We start from the raw sequence: 19,222 nt of genomic DNA, 5'->3' as shown, positions 1-19,222 counted from the left end.
CCCACCCCCAGCTTCTTTTTGGGAGCAAATGAAAACATGGGTCACTCAGTGCAAGCTCATTTGGAAGCAGGCTCTTTTATCGTCCGAGTGGTTAGCGTCTTTAAGTTTGCTTTGCGCTATAATGCTAACAACTATGCGGAAAATGGCGCGTCGGTGGCACACCGCGTAGATTTTGCGTGTTTCCTTGGTCTGACCTAGAACCTTCTAATGCCCGCCCTTTCCCCCGACCTGCGCAAAGCCCTCTTCAACTTACCCCAAAAGGAAAAAGACCAGCTCCTGGCCCGCCTCGTGGCCCAGGATTCGGTCCTGACCGAGCAGCTGGCCTTTCGCCTGCTCGAAGGCCCCGACGCGCTGGAAGACCGCCGCGCTCAGCTCCGCACCCAGATCGACGACCCGGTGCGCGGCTACCACCAGACTCCCAACGATTTGCTGGTCATCGTGCGCCAGCTCCAGGCCCGCATCGGCTACCACGCCCGCATCACCGAGGACGCCTTCGGGGAAGTGGAGCTGACCTTGCGCCTGCTCAACCGCGTCTTTGAGCACCAGCCCCAGCTCGTGGCCAAGCTGCACGGCCCCACCCAACCCCTGCTCCAGCACCTGGCCAAGCGCACCCACGAGGCGCTGCGCCAAACCGAAAAGCTCCACGCCGACTACCACCTGGAGCTAAGCAGTGCCATCCAGGAGCTGCTGCCCCGCCTCTGGCAGTCCGGCGCCGCCCCCCTGGCCCGGGAGTTGGGCGTGCCGAAGGAGTTTAGTTGTTAGTTGTTGGTTGTTAGTTGTTGGTTGTTGGTTGTTAGGACTGTCATCCGGAGGCACAGCCGAAGGACCTTCCTTACCTAAGTGACAATCTTCGTTCGATGCAGAAAGCCCTTACCCACTAGTTTGGGAAAGGGCTTTCTACTTTGGCAGAAACGGCAGCGGGGTAGGCGAAGAAGGTCCTTCACTCCGCGTTGCTGCGTTCAGGATGACAGTCCTAACAACGGACAACCAACAACCAACAACTAACAACTAACCTACTCTAACGCCCGAAATACAATAGGCAAGGTGTATACCACCTTCACGGGCTGGCCCTGAATTTTGCCGGGGCTCCACCAGGGCATGATGCGGACCAGGCGCAGGGCTTCCTCATCGAGGCCGAAGCCCAGGCCTTTCACCACTTTAGGGTCGAGAATGTGGCCCTGCTCATCCACGATAAAGCTCACGTGGACCTTACCCGAGGTGCCGTGGTTGAGGGCCGCCGCCGGGTACTGAATTTTGGCCCGCAGGAACTTGGTAAAGGCCGCCTCGCCGCCCGGAAAGCTGGGCATTTCTTCGGCCACGAGGTATACCATGGGAGCCGCGGCGGCCGGGCCCGGGCTCACGCTGCTGCCGCTGTCGGTGAGGGCCGCAGCCAGTTGATTCTGAGCCTGAGCCTGACCCAGAAGGAGCGAAAAGCACGAAAGCACGAGTAAGAATCGGAGCATAGCGGTAGTGGTATCAGGCAGACACACAAAGCTATGCGTCCGGCCGGTGGCGGCCGTAACGCCACGGTTATGGTTGTGTTGCCGTTATGTTGGTAATACAAGAGTATCCTTTGCCCGCAAAAATCAGTACAGTATGACTAACCGCCACCTTCAGCGCTTTTTCCTGGCAGTAGTCTAGCTTTTACCACTATGTCGTACACTCCCCACCCCGAAAATATGCGCGTGCCCCAGCACCTGAGCGAAACGGAGCTGCACCAGGCTCTGGACGAGCTGGACGCCAAGATCAAAACCCTGCGCAACCGCGCCCACGCCACCACCGTCAACTCCGAAAACACCTACCACGAGCACATTGCGGCCCTGGAAGTGAAGCGCGCCAAGCTGGCCGACCTCGTGGGCCCCGCCGGCCGCACCGCCGAGCGTCCGGCCAGCACCTGGGACGAAATCCGCCGGGGCATCGACACGCTGCGCGAGGACTTACGCAACATCATTTAGCCCGCTCCCGATGAGAATATTCGTTCCGCTGCTGGCCCTGGCCGCCACGCTGCTCACCGGCTGCACGGCCCAGGAAAGCTTTCAGAATGCCGAGAACTGCACGAAGGTGCAAGTCGGGATGAGCCAGCAGCAGGTGCGCGGCATCATGGGCGCCCCCACCGGCGAAGACGCGGCCGAGGGCGGCGGCAAAACCTGGTCCTACCTGTTTGGCAGCGCCACCGACACCCAGCCCATCCGCATTCAGTTCGACGCCAGCGGCAAAGTTTCGTCTGCTACCTGCGCCCCGGAAGCCTCGGGCTCGGAGCGGCCCACGGGCAACTAACGATTCCGATTTATATCAGTAGCGCGGCCCCGGCTCCTTCGTGAGTCGGGGCCGCGTGGCGTTTTACGCCGGGCCGGGCCGCGCCATTCGGCCGGGTTAAAAGCAGGTCGGCGGCCGAATTGACCGTTCGCCCAAAACTCGTTTCGTTCGGCGGCGGCCCGCGCTAGGTTTGAGGCATCATTCACTTCCAACCTCACTCCTCCGCTGATGAACTTCGCCGCTACCGTCCGCCCCATCCTGGCCGCCCTCCTGCTGGCCGCCGCACCCCTGGCCGCTACCCATGCCGGCCCCGCTCCGGCTGCTACTGCCGTTACCGATAATGCCGCGGCCCACCCCAGCTTCACGGTACGCGTAGTGGGCAAAGGCCAGCCCATGTTGCTGATTCCAGGCCTGACCTGCCCCGGCGCGGTGTGGGACGCCACCGTGGCCCACTACCAGAAGCAGTACCAGTGCCACGTGGTGTCGTTGGCCGGTTTCGGCGGGCAGCCGGCCGCAGCCAACACCACGGCGTTTTTGCAGGGTGTGCGCGACCAGCTGCTGGGTTACATCAAAACCCAGAAGCTCAACAAGCCCGTGGTGGTGGGCCACAGCCTGGGCGGCTTTATGGGGTTGTGGCTGAGCACCACCCAGCCCGAGGCCGTGGGCCCGTTGGTAATCGTTGATTCGCTGCCGTTTATGGCGGCCGTGCAAAACCCGGGCCTGACGGCCGCAGCGGCCAAGCCCATGGCCGAGGGCATGCGCCAGCAAATGAGCCAGGGCCACCTGCCGATGGCGGCCCAGCGCCAGATGGTGAGCAGCCTGGTAACCGACTCGGCCCGCGTGACCCAGCTGGCGCGTTGGGGCCAGGCTTCCGACCCGGCCACCGTGGCCCAGGCCATGTACGATATGATGACCACCGACCTGCGCGCCGACCTGAGCCGCGTGCAGCAGCCCGCCCTGGTGCTGGGCGCCTGGGCTGCTTACCAGCAGTTCGGCTCGACCAAGGAAAGCACCCGCGCCATTTTTGCCCAGCAGTACGCCAAGCTGCCCCAGGTGCGCATTGAAATGTCGGAAGCCGGCCGCCACTTCCTGATGTACGACGACACCCAGTGGTTTTTCACCCAGGCCGACGCGTTCCTGAAGCAGCAGGCGGTGGCCCGCAAGTAGGAATATTAACCGGCGCGGCCCATTTTCGGCGACTAATTCCTGACGGGCCGCGCCGGGCCTTCTTTTCCCACTCCTCAACATGCCCCCCATGTCTGCTCAGCTTAACCTCGACGCGCTGCGCCGGGAACTCTCGGTGAAAGCCAAAAACGGCCTCGACTTCATTGTGGCAGCCAGCCTGATCTGGTCGGTTATTACCCTGATCTGGCTGCTGCCCAACAGCCCGGGCCGCAACGGGCTCTATACCTTCTGCATGGGCGGAGTGATGCTGCCCCTGGCCCTGCTGTTTTCCAAGGTTTTCCGCACCACCTGGACCATCCCCGGCAACCCGATTCAGCCCCTGGGACTGTGGCTCAACTTCGCCCAGCTCTTCTACTTCCCGATTCTAATTTTTATGTATATCAAACACCCGCAATACTTTATAATGACCTACGGCATTATTACCGGGGCCCATTTCTTTCCCTACGCCTGGTTTTACAACACCAAGTCCTTCGCCGTCATGGCCGGCGTAATTTCCCTGGGCTGCCTGCTGCTGGGCACCCGCCTGCCGGTGGAGAAGCTGTATTATATTCCCGGCTTCATTGTGGGCAGTTTGCTGGTGCTGGCCGGCTGGCTCTACCTCGATTACCAGGCAAAGCGCCAGCCGGCGCCAGAGCTGGCGGCCGTGGCAGCCTAAGGCTCTTTTTCTTTCTTCGCTCATCGTTTTTGCCGCTTATGCGCCCTTTCACCCGCCGCCGGCTGTACTGGCTGCTGCAAGTCACCTGCTGGGGGCTGTACGCCCTGCTGGGCATCACCATTTTCAAGGTGATGGGTCAGCTGACGGTCAACTACGCGCTGGCCCAGCTCTGCATCGTGGCAATCAACATTGGCGCCAGCCACCTGCTGCGGGCCATGATACGGCGCGGGGGCTGGCTGCGGCTGCCGGTGCTGGCGGTGGTGCCCCGGCTGCTGGTCGTCAATTTCCTGTTGTCGCTGGTTACTCAGTCGCTCATCTCGCTGCTGATGATGTACGTGGTGCACATCTTCACCCCGGCGCAGTTCAGCTGGACGGCCCTGCTGCTCTACACCCTGTACGGCAATTTCGTGTTCTGGCTCTGGGCCGTGCTCTACTTCGGCCTGCACTACCTCGACAGCTACAAGCGGGCCGAGGTGGACAAGTGGAAGCTGGCGGCGGCTGTGCAGGAAGCCGAGATGCGCATGCTCAAGGCCCAGATCAATCCGCACTTTATGTTCAACGGGCTCAACAACATCCGGGCCCTGGTAATCGAAGACCCCGCCCGGGCCCGCGACATGATAACCCACCTGTCGGACTTGCTGCGCTACTCCATCCAGCTCAACAGCACCGAGAAAGTAACCCTGGCCCGGGAAGTGGAAATTGTGGAGCACTACCTGGCCCTGGAAGCCATGCAGCTGGAAGAGCGCCTGGAGTACTCGCTCGACGTGGCCCCCGACACCCTGGGCGTGCTCATTCCGCCTATGACCCTGCAGCTGCTGGTCGAAAATGCCATTAAGCACGGCATTGCGCCCCGGCCCGACGGCGGCCGGATTACGCTCACGGCCCGGCTCAGCGGGGCCCGCCTGCTCATCACGGTGTGCAATACGGGTCAGTACCAGCCCCGGCCGGACCACGAGGGCGTGGGCCTGCGCAACGCCCGGGAGCGGCTGCAGTTACTTTTCGGCCCGGCGGCCAGCCTGCAATTGGCCAACGACCCCGCCGCGCCCGACACGGTAGTGGCCGAGCTGCACCTGCCGGCCGGGCCGCTGCCCCAGCCCGCGGCCACCGCCGCCGCTGCTGTTTCAGCCTAGCTTGGCGGCCCCCGACCCGTTCTTTTACCGCCCGTTTTCTTTCGCCGCTGCCTGCCCTATGAATGCCCTTCTGGTTGACGATTCCCGCCTGGCCCGCACCGAGCTGCGCCACCTGCTCCAAACTTTTCCCGACGTGACGATTGTGGGTGAAGCCCGGCACGCGGCCGAAGCCCGCGCCCAGCTCGCCCAGCTGCGCCCCGATCTGCTCTTTCTCGACATTCACATGCCCGGCGAAACGGGCTTTGAGCTGCTGGCCTCGCTGGACACAGCCCCGCAGGTGATTTTTACCACGGCCTACGATGAGTACGCGCTGCGGGCTTTCGAAGTCAACGCCCTGGACTACCTGCTCAAGCCCATCGGGGAGGCCCGGCTGGCAGCGGCCCTGGAAAAAGCCCGGGCCCAGCTTCTGGCCCCTGCCCCGGCCGTGCCCACGCTGCCCGAGGAGCCCGCCCCTACCCCGCTCACGGCCCAGGACCAAGTATTTGTGAAAGACGGGGAGCGGTGCTGGTTTGTACGCCTGGCCGACATCAAGCTCTTCGAAATCAACGGCAGCTACACCCAGATTTACTTCGAGCAGCACCGCCCCCTCATCCCGCGGACGTTGCAGCACCTGGAGGCCCGCCTTGACCCGAAAGTGTTTTTCCGGGCCAACCGCCAGCAGATCATCAACCTAAAGTGGATTGAGAGCATCGAGCCCTGGTTTAGCAACACGCTCAAAATCAAGCTGCGCGAGGGGCCGGAGGTGGAAGTTTCGCGCAAGCAGTCGGTGCTGTTTCGGGAGCTGCTGAGCCTGTAGAAGACCCGGCCCGGCTGGCCGGGGGCGGTTGGGTGGAGCCAACCACTCGCCAGTCGAATTCGCGCATCTTTTCCACCTGATTATTAGTATACAACAGCGCAATAATCCAGTGCCGCCAAATGGACTGGTTTCAATTGCCTGTCCCGATGAAAAAACTCCTACACATATGTGCGCTGGGCCTGCTGATTACGGGCGCAGCTTGTTCCCAGGACACCGTCCGCCAGGGCGGCAACCCCAAGAAGTACAAGGCCTACAGCGAGTCGTCGCGCCACCCGAATGACAAGTCCAAGTTCAAGAAACGGCGCAGCCCCGGCTTCGGCGTCGACCTGAACGCCCGCAACCCCTACAAGTCCGGCACGGTGTCAGCACCCAAGGAATACAAGTTCGACAAGAACCCCGGCCGGTAGTATTCTTCCCGGCTACCCGTTCGGTATCCGGCAAAAAAGCCTCGCTGAAGCAACTTCAGCGAGGCTTTTTGTTTGTTAGCCGGTTGGCGCACTTCTTACTGCGGCCCCACTAGCTAAGCTGGCAGCGGCTCCCGGAACCCGACCCAGGTGAAGCGCTTAATCACGAATTCGGGGTTAGTAAAGGAAGCATTGCCGGCCGGGTTGCCGCCCGTGACGTGGAAGTCGGAGAAGCCCGCGTTCTGGTTCACGTAGATGCCGCCGGTCAGGTTGAAGCTCACCGGGGTGCCGGCCAGGCTCATCTGGTCCATAATCTGCTCCTTCACCTGCTCGTCGGTGGTGTAGGCCCCGCAGCTGATGGCCCCGTACTCCCGGGCCAGCTGAGCGGCCAGCCGGATGCTTTCCTGCGTGTCCTGAGTTTTGATGACCAGCATAATGGGCCCGAACAACTCCTGGCTGAACTGCTCAACCCGGCCGGCCTCCACCTCGTGAATGCAGGGCGAGCAGGTGCGGGCATTTGCGTACTGCGGGTGGGGCACCGGGCCGTAGGGCAGGATGCTGCGGCCCCCGTCGAGGGTGAGCTGCTGCACCCGGGCGTAGGTGGCAGGGTTCTGAATGGCGCCCAGCACGTGGGGGCCGGCCTTGGGGTTGGTAGCCAGCCCGGTTACGGCGGCGGCCAGCTTCTGCACCACGTCCTCGTAGGGCACCAGCTCGTCGCCGACCCGCACGCCGCCGGCCGGAATAAAGAAGTTCTGGGGCGCCGTGCACATCTGGCCCGAGTACAAACTCACTGAAAACGCCAGGTTCTGGGCCACTTTGTCGAGGTCGTCGCAGGAGTCGAGGATAACGGAATTGACCCCGGTTTTCTCGGTAAACACGGTTTTGCCCTTCAGGTTCTCCAGGTAATTGCCAAACTCCGCGCCGCCGGTGTAGTCGATGAGCTTCACGGCGGGGTGCTCGGCCAGGTCCTGGGCAATGAGCCGGTCGGCGGCGTCCACGGCCAGCTGGCAGATGTTGGGGTCCAGGTCGTAGGCAGTTAGCACTTTCTGGACCTCGGCCACGATAATGGCAATCGGCAGCACGGCCCGGGGATGGGGCTTTACCAGCACCGGGTTGCCCGTCACGAGGGAGGCAAACATACCCGGCACCGAGTTCCAGGTCGGGAACGTGGAGCAGCCGATAACCAGGCTCACGCCCTTGGGCACGGCCCGCCAGGTTTTGAGCAGCGCCAGGTTATACTTGCCCATGGGCTTTTCCCAGCGGGTTTCCTCCGGAAAGCGGGTTTGTTCCTCGTAACCGGCGGCAATGGCTTCCAGGGCCCGGTCGGCGGCGTGCGGCCCGCTGGCCTGAAAGGCCATCATAAACGCCTGGCCGGTGGTATGCATGGTGGCGTAGGCAATTTCAAAAAACCGGTCCTTGATGCCGTCCAGGGCTTCGGTAAGCAGGGCTGCGCGCTGGGCGGGCTTGAGCCGGCGCCAGGACTCGAAGCTGGCCTGGGCCCGCTCGACGAGCGTGGCGGGCTCAAAAAACGGGTATTCGACGCCCAACGGCTGCTGCTCGTAGGGCGACTCCTCCAGCCCGACCCAGTGCGTGGCCCCAGCTTGGAGCAGCTCCGAAAAACGGCCGTGGCGGTGCCGCTCGAAGGCTTCCCGGCCCAGCCGGTCGGCGTCGGCCCCGTAGATTTCGGGGGAAGGACTTTCGGGAAAAGCGGCGAAAAACGTCCGGCCGTGCAGGGCCCGGATGGCAGTATCAATCGTGTCCTGGTGCTTTTGGGTGGGCAGCGTCATAAAAACTTGGGAAAGAGAAGGAACGGCGGTTGGCGGGGAATTTGACCGGGTTAAACGAAAAGTACCGGCCCAAGCTCGGCTTCTACGCCTGCTTGCGGTTAAATTTACGTACCTAACCGCGAACCGTCGAATTCCTGCGTATGCCCCGACTGCTACATTTTCTCGTTTTGCTGGCGTTGCTGGCCGGCGTCCGGCCGGGCTGGGCCCAGACGACGGCCCAGCTGCCGGGCACGTTGGTCTTCAAGCTCAAGCCCGAATTCAAGGGCTTAGCCACCACCGACTATATTGCCCTGCCCGAGTTGCAACGGGTCCTGGAGCAGGTGGGTGCCACTAAGCTGCGCCAGAAATTTCCGCGCACCCTGCCCGCCAGCTCCGAACTTCCCGGCTCGGTGGACTTGCAGCTGGTGTACCAGATAAACCTGAAAACCAACGTTCCGGTGGCTAAAGCCTGCCGGCTACTGGAGCAAACCGGCCAGCTCGAATACGCCGAGCCGCTGAACGTGCGCCCCCCGCTCTACCTGCCCAACGACCCGCTGGCCGACTCGACCAACGCCGACGGGCAGTTCTACCTGAAAAACATTCAGGCCTACCGCGCCTGGGACGTGACCAAGGGCGACACAACCATCGTCATCGGCGTCACCGACACGGGCACGCGCTACAGCCACGAGGATTTGCGCAACCAGCTCAAGAAAAACTACGCCGACCCCATCGACGGCATCGACAACGACAACGACGGCTACGTAGACAACTTCCGCGGCTGGGACATGGCCGATAACGACAACGACGCGTCCATCAACATGGCCGTGTTTCAGCCCGTGCACGGCATCTTGGTGGCCGGCTGCGTGGCGGCTCAGCCCGACAACGGCGTGGGCCTGGCCGGCGTGGGCTTCAAGTGTAAGTACCTGCCGCTCAAGATTTACCCCAACACGGCCACTGGCAGCTTCGCCGGCTTCGAAGCCATTGTGTACGCCGCCGACCATGGCTGCCAGGTCATTAACGCCAGCTGGGGCAGCCCGGGCAGCCGCTCCCAGTTTGAGCAGGACGTGGTGACCTACGCCGCCGTGAACCGCAACGCGGTGGTGGTGGCCGCCGCCGGCAATACCAACGCCGAGCTCGACTTTTACCCGGCCAGCTATGACCACGTCATTTCGGTGGCCGCCCTGGCCCCGAACGACGAGAAATCGGGGCCGGCCACCTACAGCACCCACGTGTCGTTGGCGGCCCCGGGCGAGAATATCCTGACCATCCTGGGCAACAACGACAGCGACTATTTCCCGGTGAGCGGCTCCTCGTTTGCCTCCCCGCTGGTGGCCGCCGCCGCCGCGCTGGTGCGCAGCCGTTTCCCGCAGTTTTCCGCCGACCAGGTAGCGGCCCAGCTGCGCCAGACGGCCGACGACGTGTACGGGCTGCCGGCCAACTCGGGCCTGCGCGGCAAGCTGGGCACGGGCCGCCTCAACGTGCATCACGCCGTGCGCTTCACCGACCGGCGCGAGGCCCGCATCATCAGCACCCAAGCCCAGCCCAGCCGCCAGGCCTACCAGCCCAACGACACGCTGCAGGTGGCCATTACGGTGCAAAATCTGCTGCAGCCCGTCAGCGGCCTGACCGTGACGCTGACTTCGCTCTCGCCCTACGTCACGGTGCGGCAGGGCTCGTTTGCAGTCGGCAATCTGGTGACGCTGGCCCGGGCCGATAACTCGGCGGCGCCCTTCCGGCTGGTGGTAGCCGGCAGCGTGCCCATCAACACCCGGGCCCAGCTGCGCTACCGCCTCACGGCCGACAACGGCTACCAGACCGACGAGTTCCTGACCCTGACGCTGAACCCCGACTACGTGGTGCTCGACGCCGGCGACCTGCACCTGACGCTCACCAGCCGCGGCAACCTGGGCTACGACGGCCTGGGCTCCGACCTGGGCCAGAGCGTGACCTACAAAGGCAGCGCGCCCCTGCTCTACGAAGGCGGCCTGCTGGTGGCAACCTCGGCTACGCGCGTGGCCGACCGGGTCCGCAACGAGCGGAATGCCCCCGACCAGGACTTCTTTGCCCTGAGCCAGATTCAGCTGAGCCGCCAGCCGCTGCGGGTCACCCAGGAAGCCACCGGCGTATTTCAGGACTCGGTACCCACGACCAAGCGTCCCGGCTCGGTGGGCATCCGCATTCGGCAGCGGGGCTACGCCTGGGCCTCGGCTCCCGACCGGGACTACGCCATTGTGGAATACCACCTGCGTAACATTACCCCCGACACGCTCAAGCCCCTGTACGCCGGGCTATTTATGGACTGGGACGTGCTGCCCGAGGCCGGCCGCAACGCTGCCGCCTGGGACTCGGTGCGGGCCCTGGGCTACGCCTACGACCGGGAAAATCCGACGGTGTACGTGGGCGTGAAGCTGCTCAGCGACGGAGTGCCGGCCTGCTACGCCATTAACAACAACGCCGGGGCCGGCACGCCCGTCCGCCTCGCCGACGGGTTTAGCAGCGCCGAAAAGTTCTTGACCCTGAGCAATAAGGCCCGGCAAAGCAGCGTGGGCCTTACCGTGGGCACCGATGTGTCGCAAGTGGTGGGCGCGGCCCTGCGCCGCCTGGCCCCCGGCGACTCCACCGTGGTAGCTTTTGCCGTGCTGGGGGCTCCTACCCTGCCAGCCTTGCAGGCCGCTGCCGACGCCGCCCAGCGCCGCTACGCGCTGGCGCTGCCTACCCGGGCCCCGGCGGCGGCCGTAGCGTGGCAAGCTTACCCCAACCCGGCCCGCACCCAGCTGCGGGTGGAAGTGCCGGCCGGGCTGGGCCTGCACACCCTGCGGCTCTTTACCAGCGTGGGCCGGCTAATGCGGCAGCAGCCCCTGGCTGGTACCCGCACCGAACTGGACGTGCGCGCCCTGCCGGCCGGTATTTACCTGCTGCAGGTGCAGGGCCCCGGCCAAGTTTTGTCGCGCCAGCTTGTCATTGAATAGCCAAAGCTGCCTGGGTTGCATGCCTCAGCGCATTGGCCTTTTCCGGTAGCGTAGCACCGGGCCAGGAAACCGCTCTTCCGTCAGCAGTTGCCCGTGGGCGCCGCGCAGAAAGGACGGTTTCGGTTTTTTCCGGTGGCAGCCTGCAGTAAGGTCAACTGGCTTAAAAACTAGCCGTAGACTGCTCAAGAGGCTTATTTCCGGGGATTATGGGCGGCGGCCGGATGGCACTGGGCCGGGCTAGCTGAATTTTTACGCCTATATTACCCCCGTTATATATCAGTACGACTAGGTTCCGCCCGTATAGGCTGCGGTAGTATCACATCTTCACAGCGCATTGTTATGGCATCATTTCATGCTGAACTGTATATCGAGGAGCAGGTGTACCCCGTGTTGTGGTGCGCCCTGGAATTCCGCCAGCAAATCCAGGAGCGGGGTCGGGTTTCGGCCCGGGTGCGCCAGGGTCCCTTGCTGCTGCTGCTCGACGTAGCCCAGGACGACGACACGCTGGTGAGCTGGGCGGCCACGCCCCACAAAAAGCTCAGCGGCCACCTGATTTTCTTCGACACCGCCCAGCTCAGTCCCCACGAGTCCATTCACTTCGAGGAAGCTGAGTGCGTAGGTTACCAGGAAAGCTTCGACGTGCTGCAGGGCGAAAATGGCTCCTATACCTGCAGCCTGACCATCACGGCCCCGGAGTTTGCCTTGGGCACCGGGGCAACCGGCGGGGCAGCGGGTCTTAGCAGCATGCTGGCGGCCGTAACTCCCGCCCTGCCCAGCGCCAACCTGGCCGCCAAAGCCCTGGAAGTCGTCGAATCGAAGGTGGAGCGCTACCAGAAGCGCCTGCGCCTGCTGCAGTCGGGCCGCAGTAAGCTCACGGATATGGACCAGCTCATTAGCGCGGCTGGACCGGCCACTTCGTCTGCGGCCGCGCCGACCAGCAAAAGCCCACTCGGCCGCCTGGGCTCCCTGCTCGGCTCGGGCCCCAGCGCGGCCGTGGCCGAAGCCGGGCCGGGCCCACTCCCCCTGGTGAATGACCGCAACATTCTGCAAAAAGCCGTCGACCGGCTGACTTTCAACAACGTAGCCGTGGAGCGGGCCCGGCTTAGCCAGCACGCCTACCAGTTTACGACCACCGCCGACCCCAGCGGCCTGTTGCTGCCCACCTTTACGGAGGAAGTACCCGAGGGCTGGCAGGCCCTGCAAGTCTGGGACGACAAGCAGACGGGCTTTGCCGCGGCCCTCTACGACAGCGACTTCGAGCAGCCCAACCGCAAGGTGCTGGCCTTCCGGGGCACCAACCCCACCGAGTGGGGCGACATTAAAGCCGACCTGACCCAGGCCCTGGGCATCCCGACTAAGCAGTACGACCAGGCCATTCAGTTGGCCCAAAACCTGAAGCAGCAGTACGGCGGCCTCGACATCGTGCAGGACGCCGGCCTGGACATGACCGGCCACTCCCTGGGCGGAGGCCTGGCTGCGGCGGCCAGCACCGTTACCGGGGCCAAGGGGTACACGTTTAATGCCGCCGGCCTGCACCCCCGCTCGGTGAAGCCCTACGGCATTTCCAAGGAAGCCATGCGGGCCGCCGCCCCGGGCCTGATTGACAACGTGTATTCCAACCGTGACCCGCTCAACGGCCTGCAAAACCACATGGGCGGCCTGATTCCCAAGTCCGTCGGCACCCCGCACGTGCTCGACAAGGCCGGCTTCCACCCCATTGGGGCCGTGGTCAATGCCATTGAGGCCGAAAAGGATGCCGACACGGCTACCATCAAGCACTTCACGGCCCAGCCCTAAGCCCATGCCCGGCTGGAAACTCTGGTACCTGCCCCTGCTGGCCCTGAGCTTCTCGGCGGGCTTGCCCGCGGCCTGTTCCCAACCTTCTCATCGTCCGTCCCCTTCTTCGCCCACGATGCCAACCAAGTCCCCCGAAACTTATTTCCAGGCTCCCGAGCTGGCCGCCGCCCAGGCTATTTACCGCGGCGACGCGGCCGGGCTGCGCCAGGCCGTAACCACGCAGCATGTCAATCTTGCCTACAGCAGCCCCCAGGGCATGACGCTGCTGCTCTTTGCGCTGGCCAATCAGCAGAAAGCCTGCGTGCGGGAGCTGCTGGCCCTGGGCACCGACCCCAACCAGGTTTCCCTGCTCAACGGCCGCGAAAAAGTGCAGCCCGTGGCCCTGGTGGCCGGCGGCGAAGACCAGGAGCTGGTGAAAATTCTGCTCGACCACCGCGGCAACCCCAACAGCACCATGCACGACGCGGTGGCCGGTGACGAGCCCGCCGTGTTTCAGGCCATCCACGCCCGCCGCTTCGACACCATGCGCCTGCTGCTCGACCACGGCGCCGACCTCAACGCCACCGACGGCTTGGGCAACACCGCCCTGATTTTGCTGGCCACCTTTAATCAGTTTGAGCAAGTGGCTTATCTGCTGGGCCGCGGCGCCGACTTCCGCAAAGCCTCCCACTCGGGCGGTACCGTGGCTTTTCTGGTGCAAGACCACCAGCTCGCCGACCCCGCCAGTGAGGCTTACCAGTGGCAGCAGAAAGTACGCCGGATGCTGGAAGAGCGGGGCGTGCAGTTTCCGGTACCCGACCCGGCCGTGGCCAACACCCAGCAGCGCACCGCCGTAGATACCTACCGCAAGCAGTGGCTGCAAACCGAGGACGGCCGCCGCTGGAAAACCCGGATTAGCACCGCCCCCAACAGCACCGACAATTTCCGCCTGCGCCTGGAAGCCCAGCAACACTTCCGCGCCTGGCTTAAAGCTCAGCTGCCCGCCGACAGTCCCGCCCTGCAGTACGAACTGAGCCCGGCCCGGGCCGGCGGCATTGAGGGCTTTTAGGCGGCTTCCGCACCTTATGTACCCGCGCATATCCTTCGTTCTTACACCCGGAGGCCGCCCCGGCAGCTTCCAAATTCCTCTCTAGCTTATGTCTTTTCACGCTGAATTAAACCTGGAAGGCCGTACCTACGTGGTGCGCCGCTTTGGCTGGTCTATCGGGCAGAGCACCGACGCCGTGGGCCGCCCCGAAGCCCGCGTACATGGTGGCCGCCTGCAGGTGGAGCTCGACTCTCAACCCGACGACCTGATCCACCACTGGGCCCTGGACGACACCAAGAAGATGAACGGCTCCATCAGCATCTTTCACTCCGACGTGCGGGCCGTGCGCAAGACGATTACCTTCGAAGACACGTTCTGCGTGGGCTTGCGCAAGGAGTTTAGCGCGGCCAAATCGTCGCAGAACATGACGATGAGCTTGTCGTTGTCGGCCAACCGCCTCACCATCGGCTCGGTTGAAATAGACAATAAATGGCCCGCTTAAGGCCTTTTTTCGCCTTTTCAACCCATCTTCCGCTATGGCTTCCTTCAACAGCGCCCTGCTTCTCGAGGGCCACGTGTTTCCCATCGAGAACTGCAGCTACGAGTTTTTGCAGCACGCCGACAGCCGGGGCCGGGCCTCGGCCAAAGTCCGCAGCGGCCTGATTTCCCTGAGCTTGGTCGTCCCCGAGAGTGAGGCCCTGATTGCCTGGGCCGCCGACCCCGAAAAAAAGATGAGCGGGGCCATTCTCTTCAACGGCATCGACCAGCCCCTGGCCCACGAGGAGCTCACCTTTGAGGAAGGCCTCTGCGTGGCTTACGAAGAAGTTTTCAGCTCCGACGACGATGATGCGCCGGCAGCTTACTACTGCATCCTGCAAATTGCCGCCGCCAAACTGGCCCTGGGCACTACCACCAAAGACAGCAACTGGGAGCTGACCCGGTAAGCCATAACCGGCTTTACTCCTTCTGTCCATGATTCAGAGCCTGCCCAGAAACTGGAAAAGGCAACTTCTTCCAGCCATTTCCCGGGCTAGTCTGAATACTATCGGGAATGGCTACGGTAAAGTACCCAGTGCTGAGGCCCGGATTTAAGGTGTCGTACTCAACTACAAACCGAGCTCCGTTGTCCGTATTCATAGCCTCTTTCCGGGTGTCGGTAGCCTCATACTCCTGGCCCTGCACCTGGTAGCGCTTGCCACTCTTGGGGGTGTAGTATTCGCCTGTCAAATAGCCAATCGTGAACCGGGACCGGGTATGCATAATCTGCTTACGGCGCATACTCCACTAGCCGCCGAGCAAGCCCCCAGCCAGTATGAGGTAGGCTCCATACTTTTTTAGTTGGGCGAAAGAAGACCTTAGATTGTCCATTGCAGGAATATTGAACTAGGTCTTTACTCTTCTATACAGCTGCTTGGAGGAGCTATTTAGAGCATATAGCAGTCAATTCAGAGTAGGCCTATGCGGGCATCTCTATTCAGCCGCCGTTTCTTCGTCCCGGCCATAATTCAGGTCTTTTGCAGAAACGGGGAAGGGTGGGCTAGGCCACCCATTCGCGGGAATCCGCTGGATACTATCGGGAATGGCCAGGGTGAAGTGTCCGGAACTCTCCCCTGGGTCCAGAGTATCGTACTCCACTAGAAAACGGGCCCCGTTGTCAGAATTCATATCTTCTTCTCGCGTATCCGTAGCCTCATACTCCTGGCCCTGCACCTGGTAGCGGTAACTGTAGCGCTTACCGCTTTTGGGCGTGTAATAACCTCCCGTCAGGTAACCAATCGTAAACCGGGACCGGGTATGCATTATTTGCTTGGCGCGCATACCCCACCAACCACCGAACAAGCCCCCAGCTAGGACTAAGTAGGCGCCATATTTTTTAAGCCAACCAAGAAAAGTCATCGTTTCGCTGGTAGTATAGGGCGGGTGGAAGGTGCCGTTTTCTTTTTGGCTGCTTCTGCCTTATCAACATTATAATTCTCCCAGAGTTTTTTAGTACTCTCCAATAGCCCGCCTATTTCATAGCTCAACACAGCCACCATTTTCTGATCTACTGCTTTTATAGCCGTCTTGACAGGCACCAGATTATGCCGAATTGCCGTGAGCATCCCCATCGTATTAGGAGTGTTGCGCATGGATTTCTCTATCCAGGGAGCCCCGTATTCTTTCAGCTGATCGAATACAGTTCCTGCAATTATATTGATAACAAATTCTTTGCTCTCCTTTTCTTTGGTAAAATCTACAGCGTGGCCAAAACTCTTGTAGGCATCTACGTTACTAAACTTTGTGGTATAGTAGTTCGTGGTAGCCGATGAGCCAAGAGCAACCAAGGCTTTAGCCCACCATTTAAGTCCTTCTGAATTTACAGCGGCCGCTCCGGCTACCGAAGTCCAGTTCACATCTGTGAAGGATGTTTTAAATCGGTTTCCCCAACTGCCTTTGCCCGTTACAGCTCCAACGCCAAGTTGCGTGGAAAAATCTACCATAGCCCGTATACTAGCTCCTTCCGAGGCCTTTACCACGTACCCCCGAATAGCGGTACCCACTACCGCCGCGCCCTCTACTTCGTAGGCCAGGCCGCCGGTGAGCATGCCGGCACTGATAGCCAGGAAGCCTTTTTCCATGTAGCCGCCCGCTACCCCAGTGCCGGCCGCAATGGTGCGGAACCGGTCTTTTTCCGACATGTACGTGCGCTTGTCGCGGGCAATGCCCCGTTCGGGCGTGAAGGATACCAATACCTTCGTCTGCGTATTATAGACCCAGTAGACCCGCGTGCCGAAGGCATCGTTCAGGGTGCTGGCAAACACCCACAGCTGGCCCACGGCGTAGCGCTCCTGCCCCATTGGCTGGCCGTACTCGTCCGCCACGTCAGTCTTGTAGCGCTTGTCAATCCGGTTGGCGTCGTAAAGGCGGTGGGGCATGGCTTCCATGCGCCGGCGGAGCTGGGCGTCCGAGTTCATCCGCCACACCTCCGCTTTGGAGAGTTCCACGACCTGATCGACAGTCCGCTTCAAGTGCGCGTGCTCGGCGTTTACGGCCGCCGCCCGGCGCGCCGACATGGGCTGGGGCCCCTGCCGCACGGTTTGCCCGGCCTGGTGCGCGTGCTGGGCGGCCCCGGGGGCGGGCCGCCGGCTCAGCGGACTAGCGTGGCCCGTGTTGGCCAGCGAGGCGACGGCATTGGTCCGGGGCCGGCGGCCGTCCTGAAAAGCTGGGTTCATAGTAGTATTATTCGTTTAACGCAGTGATAATCTAAGTACAAAACTCTGCCCTAAACTACGGTGAACGAGGCAAATTGCCCCCCTATGGCAGACCTTTCGACCGCAAGCTAAGCTAATTACGTAACGTCAGTTCAATTATTCGGTTACTTTTACGCTGGTTCCATCGTAATCTTCATATACTTTCTAAATGTCATATCCAGTTAATGCAAGCGTTCATGTAGACGGCGGCCTGGCCTTGACCGACTACAATCGACTAACGCTCAGTCAGCACGTGCTGACCCACCACACCTTCGCCCTCGACTTTTCGTTTGAGGCGCTGGGTAAGGCCCTTGGACTCAAGCCGGAGGCCCTGTTTGCGCAGGCCCACGAACGGCTGAGCGGAAAAAACATTGCCATCAGCTGGACGGGCGCCCTGCCCAACGACTCGGGGCGCTCCTTCCAGTTTAAAGGCATTATCACCCACATCAGCATCCAGACCGACGCCGACCTGGTCAACTACTACCACGTCAGCGGCTACAGTCCTTCCTTCCTGCTGGAAGACGGGACCCAGAGCCGAACGTTTGTCAAAAAGTCTATTCAGGACATCTTCTCCAGCGTGCTGGGCCCTTACGACGGCAACGCCCTGAAAAAGCAGCTCAAGGCCCAGCACCAGGAGGTACTGCCCTACACGGTGCAGTACAACGAAACCAACTTCAACTTTTTGAGCCGCCTGGCCGCGCACCAGGGCGAATGGTTCTACTACGATGGTCAGACCCTGCAATTGGGCCGGGGCGCGGGCAAAACCATTCCCTTCAAGAGTAGCAGCGCCCAGATGTTTACCCTCTCCATGCACTTGCAGCCGGGCAAGACCGAGGGTGCCCACTACAACTACCGCACCCACAAGCCTCTGAAGACCAAGGCCGCCACTCCGGCCGCTGGCCACCCGCTCAGCCAGTTTGCGGTGCAGAAGTCGGACGACCTGTTTACCCAGCCCCACCGCTTGCTGGCGGGCACGCAGGTGAGCGACCAGGCCCAGCTGCAGCGCAGCCTCGACGGCCTGGCAGCCAAACGAGCGGCCAATCAGGTGAGCCTGGAGGGCAGCGGGGAAGCCTATGATATTACCCCCGGCTGCGTGCTGGCCGTGCAGGATGCCACCGGCCAGGATTATGGCAAGTTCCGGGTGCTGGCCGTCCGCCACGAAGTAGACGGCGACGGCAACTACCAGAACCACTTCGAGGCCATGCCCGAGTCGTCGGAAGCCCCGCCGCCCAACCCGCTCTACGCCGCCACCGACGCCCAGCCCGAACTGGCCGAGGTGATTGATTTGCAGGACCCACGCAATCTGGGCCGTATCCGGGTGCGCTATTACTGGCCCGTGGCCCAGCCCACCGAGGCCGAATCGGCGTGGCTGCGGGTAAGCACGCCCTACTCCGGCGACGGGAAAGGCCAGCTCTTTACGCCGGAGGTGGGCTCCCAGGTCCTGATTGGCTATGAGCATGGACTGGCCGAGTTTCCGGTGGTGCTGGGCAACATGTTTCACCCCCAGAACAAGCAGAGCGCCAAGTATACCAACCCCCAGAACAACCTGAAGGGCCTGCAAACGGCCGGTGGCAACAAGTTTGTCATGGCCGACGGCCAGGGCGAGCAGCGCATCCTGATTTCCAACTCCAACAACAAGGGTACGGCAGTGGAAGTCGGCTTTAAGGGTGACGGCAGCATTACCATCAAAAGCAACGGCCCGGTAACGGTGCTGGGCTCCACCATTACCCTGGAAGCCGGCGACAAAGGGGAAATCATGATGCACGCCAAGAACATTACGATGGAAGCCGAGGAGGAAATCAAGGTCACGTCGGCCTCGAAAAGCATTGCCCTTAAGGCTGAAAAGGATATTACCGCCGATGCCACGGCCAAAATGGCCTTTAGTGCCAAGGAGAAAACCGTATCGACGACGGGCAAAATGGAAATCAGCAGCGGCTCGACCGTCGATATTTCCGGCAGCACCGTCAAGATTAACGGCTAAGGCCGTGCGTTTCCCTGGTTGTACTT

The 19,222-nt window shown here is 62.0% G+C and carries 18 protein-coding genes; 14 read left to right on the top strand and 4 right to left on the bottom strand.

Annotated features, from left to right (window positions below; all coding sequences use genetic code 11):
* Positions 1-207 precede the first annotated feature (207 nt).
* Positions 208-762 carry a hypothetical protein gene (locus CLV45_RS04015; RefSeq protein ID WP_100335102.1) on the top strand — a complete coding sequence of 185 codons (555 nt, stop codon included), beginning with the start codon at positions 208-210 and terminating at the stop codon, positions 760-762.
* A gap of 251 nt (positions 763-1,013) precedes the next feature.
* Here CLV45_RS04015 and CLV45_RS04010 read toward each other — a convergent pair whose 3' ends face one another.
* Entirely contained in the window at positions 1,014-1,463 is a 450-nt protein-coding gene (locus CLV45_RS04010) for an energy transducer TonB (RefSeq protein ID WP_100335101.1), read from the bottom strand.
* A 189-nt stretch (positions 1,464-1,652) separates the two neighbouring features.
* Here CLV45_RS04010 and CLV45_RS04005 point away from each other — a divergent pair, with 189 nt between their 5' ends.
* The 7 genes from CLV45_RS04005 to CLV45_RS03975 all read left to right on the top strand — a co-directional run bounded on the left by CLV45_RS04005 (position 1,653) and on the right by CLV45_RS03975 (position 6,429).
* Positions 1,653-1,955, top strand: a complete 303-nt coding sequence (locus CLV45_RS04005; RefSeq protein ID WP_100335100.1) for a sll1863 family stress response protein — start codon at positions 1,653-1,655, stop codon at positions 1,953-1,955.
* Positions 1,956-1,965: 10 nt separating this feature from the next.
* Positions 1,966-2,277, top strand: a complete 312-nt coding sequence (locus CLV45_RS04000; RefSeq protein WP_100335099.1) for an outer membrane protein assembly factor BamE — start codon at positions 1,966-1,968, stop codon at positions 2,275-2,277.
* A gap of 207 nt (positions 2,278-2,484) precedes the next feature.
* Positions 2,485-3,423 carry an alpha/beta fold hydrolase gene (locus CLV45_RS03995; protein ID WP_100335098.1) on the top strand — a complete coding sequence of 313 codons (939 nt, stop codon included), beginning with the start codon at positions 2,485-2,487 and terminating at the stop codon, positions 3,421-3,423.
* A gap of 88 nt (positions 3,424-3,511) precedes the next feature.
* Positions 3,512-4,096 carry a DUF7010 family protein gene (locus CLV45_RS03990; protein ID WP_100335097.1) on the top strand — a complete coding sequence of 195 codons (585 nt, stop codon included), beginning with the start codon at positions 3,512-3,514 and terminating at the stop codon, positions 4,094-4,096.
* A 38-nt stretch (positions 4,097-4,134) separates the two neighbouring features.
* Positions 4,135-5,226, top strand: coding sequence for a sensor histidine kinase (locus CLV45_RS03985; protein WP_100335096.1), 1,092 nt, complete (start codon positions 4,135-4,137; stop codon positions 5,224-5,226).
* A 58-nt stretch (positions 5,227-5,284) separates the two neighbouring features.
* Positions 5,285-6,022 carry a LytR/AlgR family response regulator transcription factor gene (locus CLV45_RS03980; RefSeq protein ID WP_100335095.1) on the top strand — a complete coding sequence of 246 codons (738 nt, stop codon included), beginning with the start codon at positions 5,285-5,287 and terminating at the stop codon, positions 6,020-6,022.
* 146 nt (positions 6,023-6,168) lie between these two features.
* Entirely contained in the window at positions 6,169-6,429 is a 261-nt protein-coding gene (locus CLV45_RS03975; protein ID WP_100335094.1) for a hypothetical protein, read from the top strand.
* Positions 6,430-6,542: 113 nt separating this feature from the next.
* Here CLV45_RS03975 and paaN read toward each other — a convergent pair whose 3' ends face one another.
* Entirely contained in the window at positions 6,543-8,213 is a 1,671-nt protein-coding gene (gene paaN / locus CLV45_RS03970) for a phenylacetic acid degradation protein PaaN (protein WP_100335093.1), read from the bottom strand.
* A gap of 140 nt (positions 8,214-8,353) precedes the next feature.
* Here paaN and CLV45_RS03965 point away from each other — a divergent pair, with 140 nt between their 5' ends.
* From CLV45_RS03965 to tssD (CLV45_RS03945), 5 genes are all read left to right on the top strand, one after another.
* The gene (locus CLV45_RS03965) at positions 8,354-11,161 is read left to right on the top strand and encodes a S8 family peptidase (protein ID WP_100335092.1); all 2,808 of its coding nucleotides are present in this window, start codon (positions 8,354-8,356) and stop codon (positions 11,159-11,161) included.
* 339 nt (positions 11,162-11,500) lie between these two features.
* A complete protein-coding gene (gene tssD / locus CLV45_RS03960) occupies positions 11,501-12,958 on the top strand; it encodes a type VI secretion system tube protein TssD (protein ID WP_157807275.1) in 1,458 nt (485 codons plus the stop codon).
* 4 nt (positions 12,959-12,962) lie between these two features.
* Positions 12,963-14,006, top strand: a complete 1,044-nt coding sequence (locus CLV45_RS03955; protein WP_157807274.1) for an ankyrin repeat domain-containing protein — start codon at positions 12,963-12,965, stop codon at positions 14,004-14,006.
* Positions 14,007-14,094: 88 nt separating this feature from the next.
* A complete protein-coding gene (tssD, locus tag CLV45_RS03950; RefSeq protein ID WP_100335089.1) occupies positions 14,095-14,487 on the top strand; it encodes a type VI secretion system tube protein TssD in 393 nt (130 codons plus the stop codon).
* A gap of 34 nt (positions 14,488-14,521) precedes the next feature.
* On the top strand, positions 14,522-14,929 hold the full coding sequence (gene tssD, locus CLV45_RS03945; protein WP_100335088.1) for a type VI secretion system tube protein TssD: 408 nt from the start codon (positions 14,522-14,524) through the stop codon (positions 14,927-14,929).
* A gap of 526 nt (positions 14,930-15,455) precedes the next feature.
* Here tssD (CLV45_RS03945) and CLV45_RS03935 read toward each other — a convergent pair.
* Both CLV45_RS03935 and CLV45_RS03930 read right to left on the bottom strand, forming a co-directional pair.
* On the bottom strand, positions 15,456-15,881 hold the full coding sequence (locus CLV45_RS03935) for a hypothetical protein (RefSeq protein WP_100335086.1): 426 nt from the start codon (positions 15,879-15,881) through the stop codon (positions 15,456-15,458).
* On the bottom strand, positions 15,878-16,969 hold the full coding sequence (locus CLV45_RS03930; protein ID WP_157807273.1) for a hypothetical protein: 1,092 nt from the start codon (positions 16,967-16,969) through the stop codon (positions 15,878-15,880). Before CLV45_RS03930 ends, CLV45_RS03935 begins: the two co-directional genes overlap by 4 nt.
* Before the next feature lie 415 nt (positions 16,970-17,384).
* Here CLV45_RS03930 and CLV45_RS03925 point away from each other — a divergent pair, with 415 nt between their 5' ends.
* Positions 17,385-19,196 (top strand): type VI secretion system Vgr family protein, encoded by a 1,812-nt coding sequence (locus tag CLV45_RS03925; protein WP_100335084.1) that lies wholly within the window; start codon positions 17,385-17,387, stop codon positions 19,194-19,196.
* Positions 19,197-19,222 lie beyond the last annotated feature (26 nt).

It is taken from the genome of Hymenobacter chitinivorans DSM 11115 (assembly GCF_002797555.1).
Classification (GTDB): Bacteria; Bacteroidota; Bacteroidia; order Cytophagales; family Hymenobacteraceae; genus Hymenobacter; species Hymenobacter chitinivorans.
Note: the sequence above shows the minus strand (reverse complement) of the source record. Positions and strands in the feature narration are given on the sequence as shown.

Bases quoted from the DNA above. Each gene is read 5' to 3' on its own strand.
- CLV45_RS04015 (WP_100335102.1), top strand. From the start codon at position 208: ATGCCCGCCCTTTCCCCCGACCTGCGCAAAGCCCTCTTCAACTTACCC.
- CLV45_RS04010 (WP_100335101.1), bottom strand. From the start codon at position 1,463: ATGCTCCGATTCTTACTCGTGCTTTCGTGCTTTTCGCTCCTTCTGGGT.
- CLV45_RS04005 (WP_100335100.1), top strand. From the start codon at position 1,653: ATGTCGTACACTCCCCACCCCGAAAATATGCGCGTGCCCCAGCACCTG.
- CLV45_RS04000 (WP_100335099.1), top strand. From the start codon at position 1,966: ATGAGAATATTCGTTCCGCTGCTGGCCCTGGCCGCCACGCTGCTCACC.
- CLV45_RS03995 (WP_100335098.1), top strand. From the start codon at position 2,485: ATGAACTTCGCCGCTACCGTCCGCCCCATCCTGGCCGCCCTCCTGCTG.
- CLV45_RS03990 (WP_100335097.1), top strand. From the start codon at position 3,512: ATGTCTGCTCAGCTTAACCTCGACGCGCTGCGCCGGGAACTCTCGGTG.
- CLV45_RS03985 (WP_100335096.1), top strand. From the start codon at position 4,135: ATGCGCCCTTTCACCCGCCGCCGGCTGTACTGGCTGCTGCAAGTCACC.
- CLV45_RS03980 (WP_100335095.1), top strand. From the start codon at position 5,285: ATGAATGCCCTTCTGGTTGACGATTCCCGCCTGGCCCGCACCGAGCTG.
- CLV45_RS03975 (WP_100335094.1), top strand. From the start codon at position 6,169: ATGAAAAAACTCCTACACATATGTGCGCTGGGCCTGCTGATTACGGGC.
- paaN (WP_100335093.1), bottom strand. From the start codon at position 8,213: ATGACGCTGCCCACCCAAAAGCACCAGGACACGATTGATACTGCCATC.
- CLV45_RS03965 (WP_100335092.1), top strand. From the start codon at position 8,354: ATGCCCCGACTGCTACATTTTCTCGTTTTGCTGGCGTTGCTGGCCGGC.
- tssD (WP_157807275.1), top strand. From the start codon at position 11,501: ATGGCATCATTTCATGCTGAACTGTATATCGAGGAGCAGGTGTACCCC.
- CLV45_RS03955 (WP_157807274.1), top strand. From the start codon at position 12,963: ATGCCCGGCTGGAAACTCTGGTACCTGCCCCTGCTGGCCCTGAGCTTC.
- tssD (WP_100335089.1), top strand. From the start codon at position 14,095: ATGTCTTTTCACGCTGAATTAAACCTGGAAGGCCGTACCTACGTGGTG.
- tssD (WP_100335088.1), top strand. From the start codon at position 14,522: ATGGCTTCCTTCAACAGCGCCCTGCTTCTCGAGGGCCACGTGTTTCCC.
- CLV45_RS03935 (WP_100335086.1), bottom strand. From the start codon at position 15,881: ATGACTTTTCTTGGTTGGCTTAAAAAATATGGCGCCTACTTAGTCCTA.
- CLV45_RS03925 (WP_100335084.1), top strand. From the start codon at position 17,385: ATGTCATATCCAGTTAATGCAAGCGTTCATGTAGACGGCGGCCTGGCC.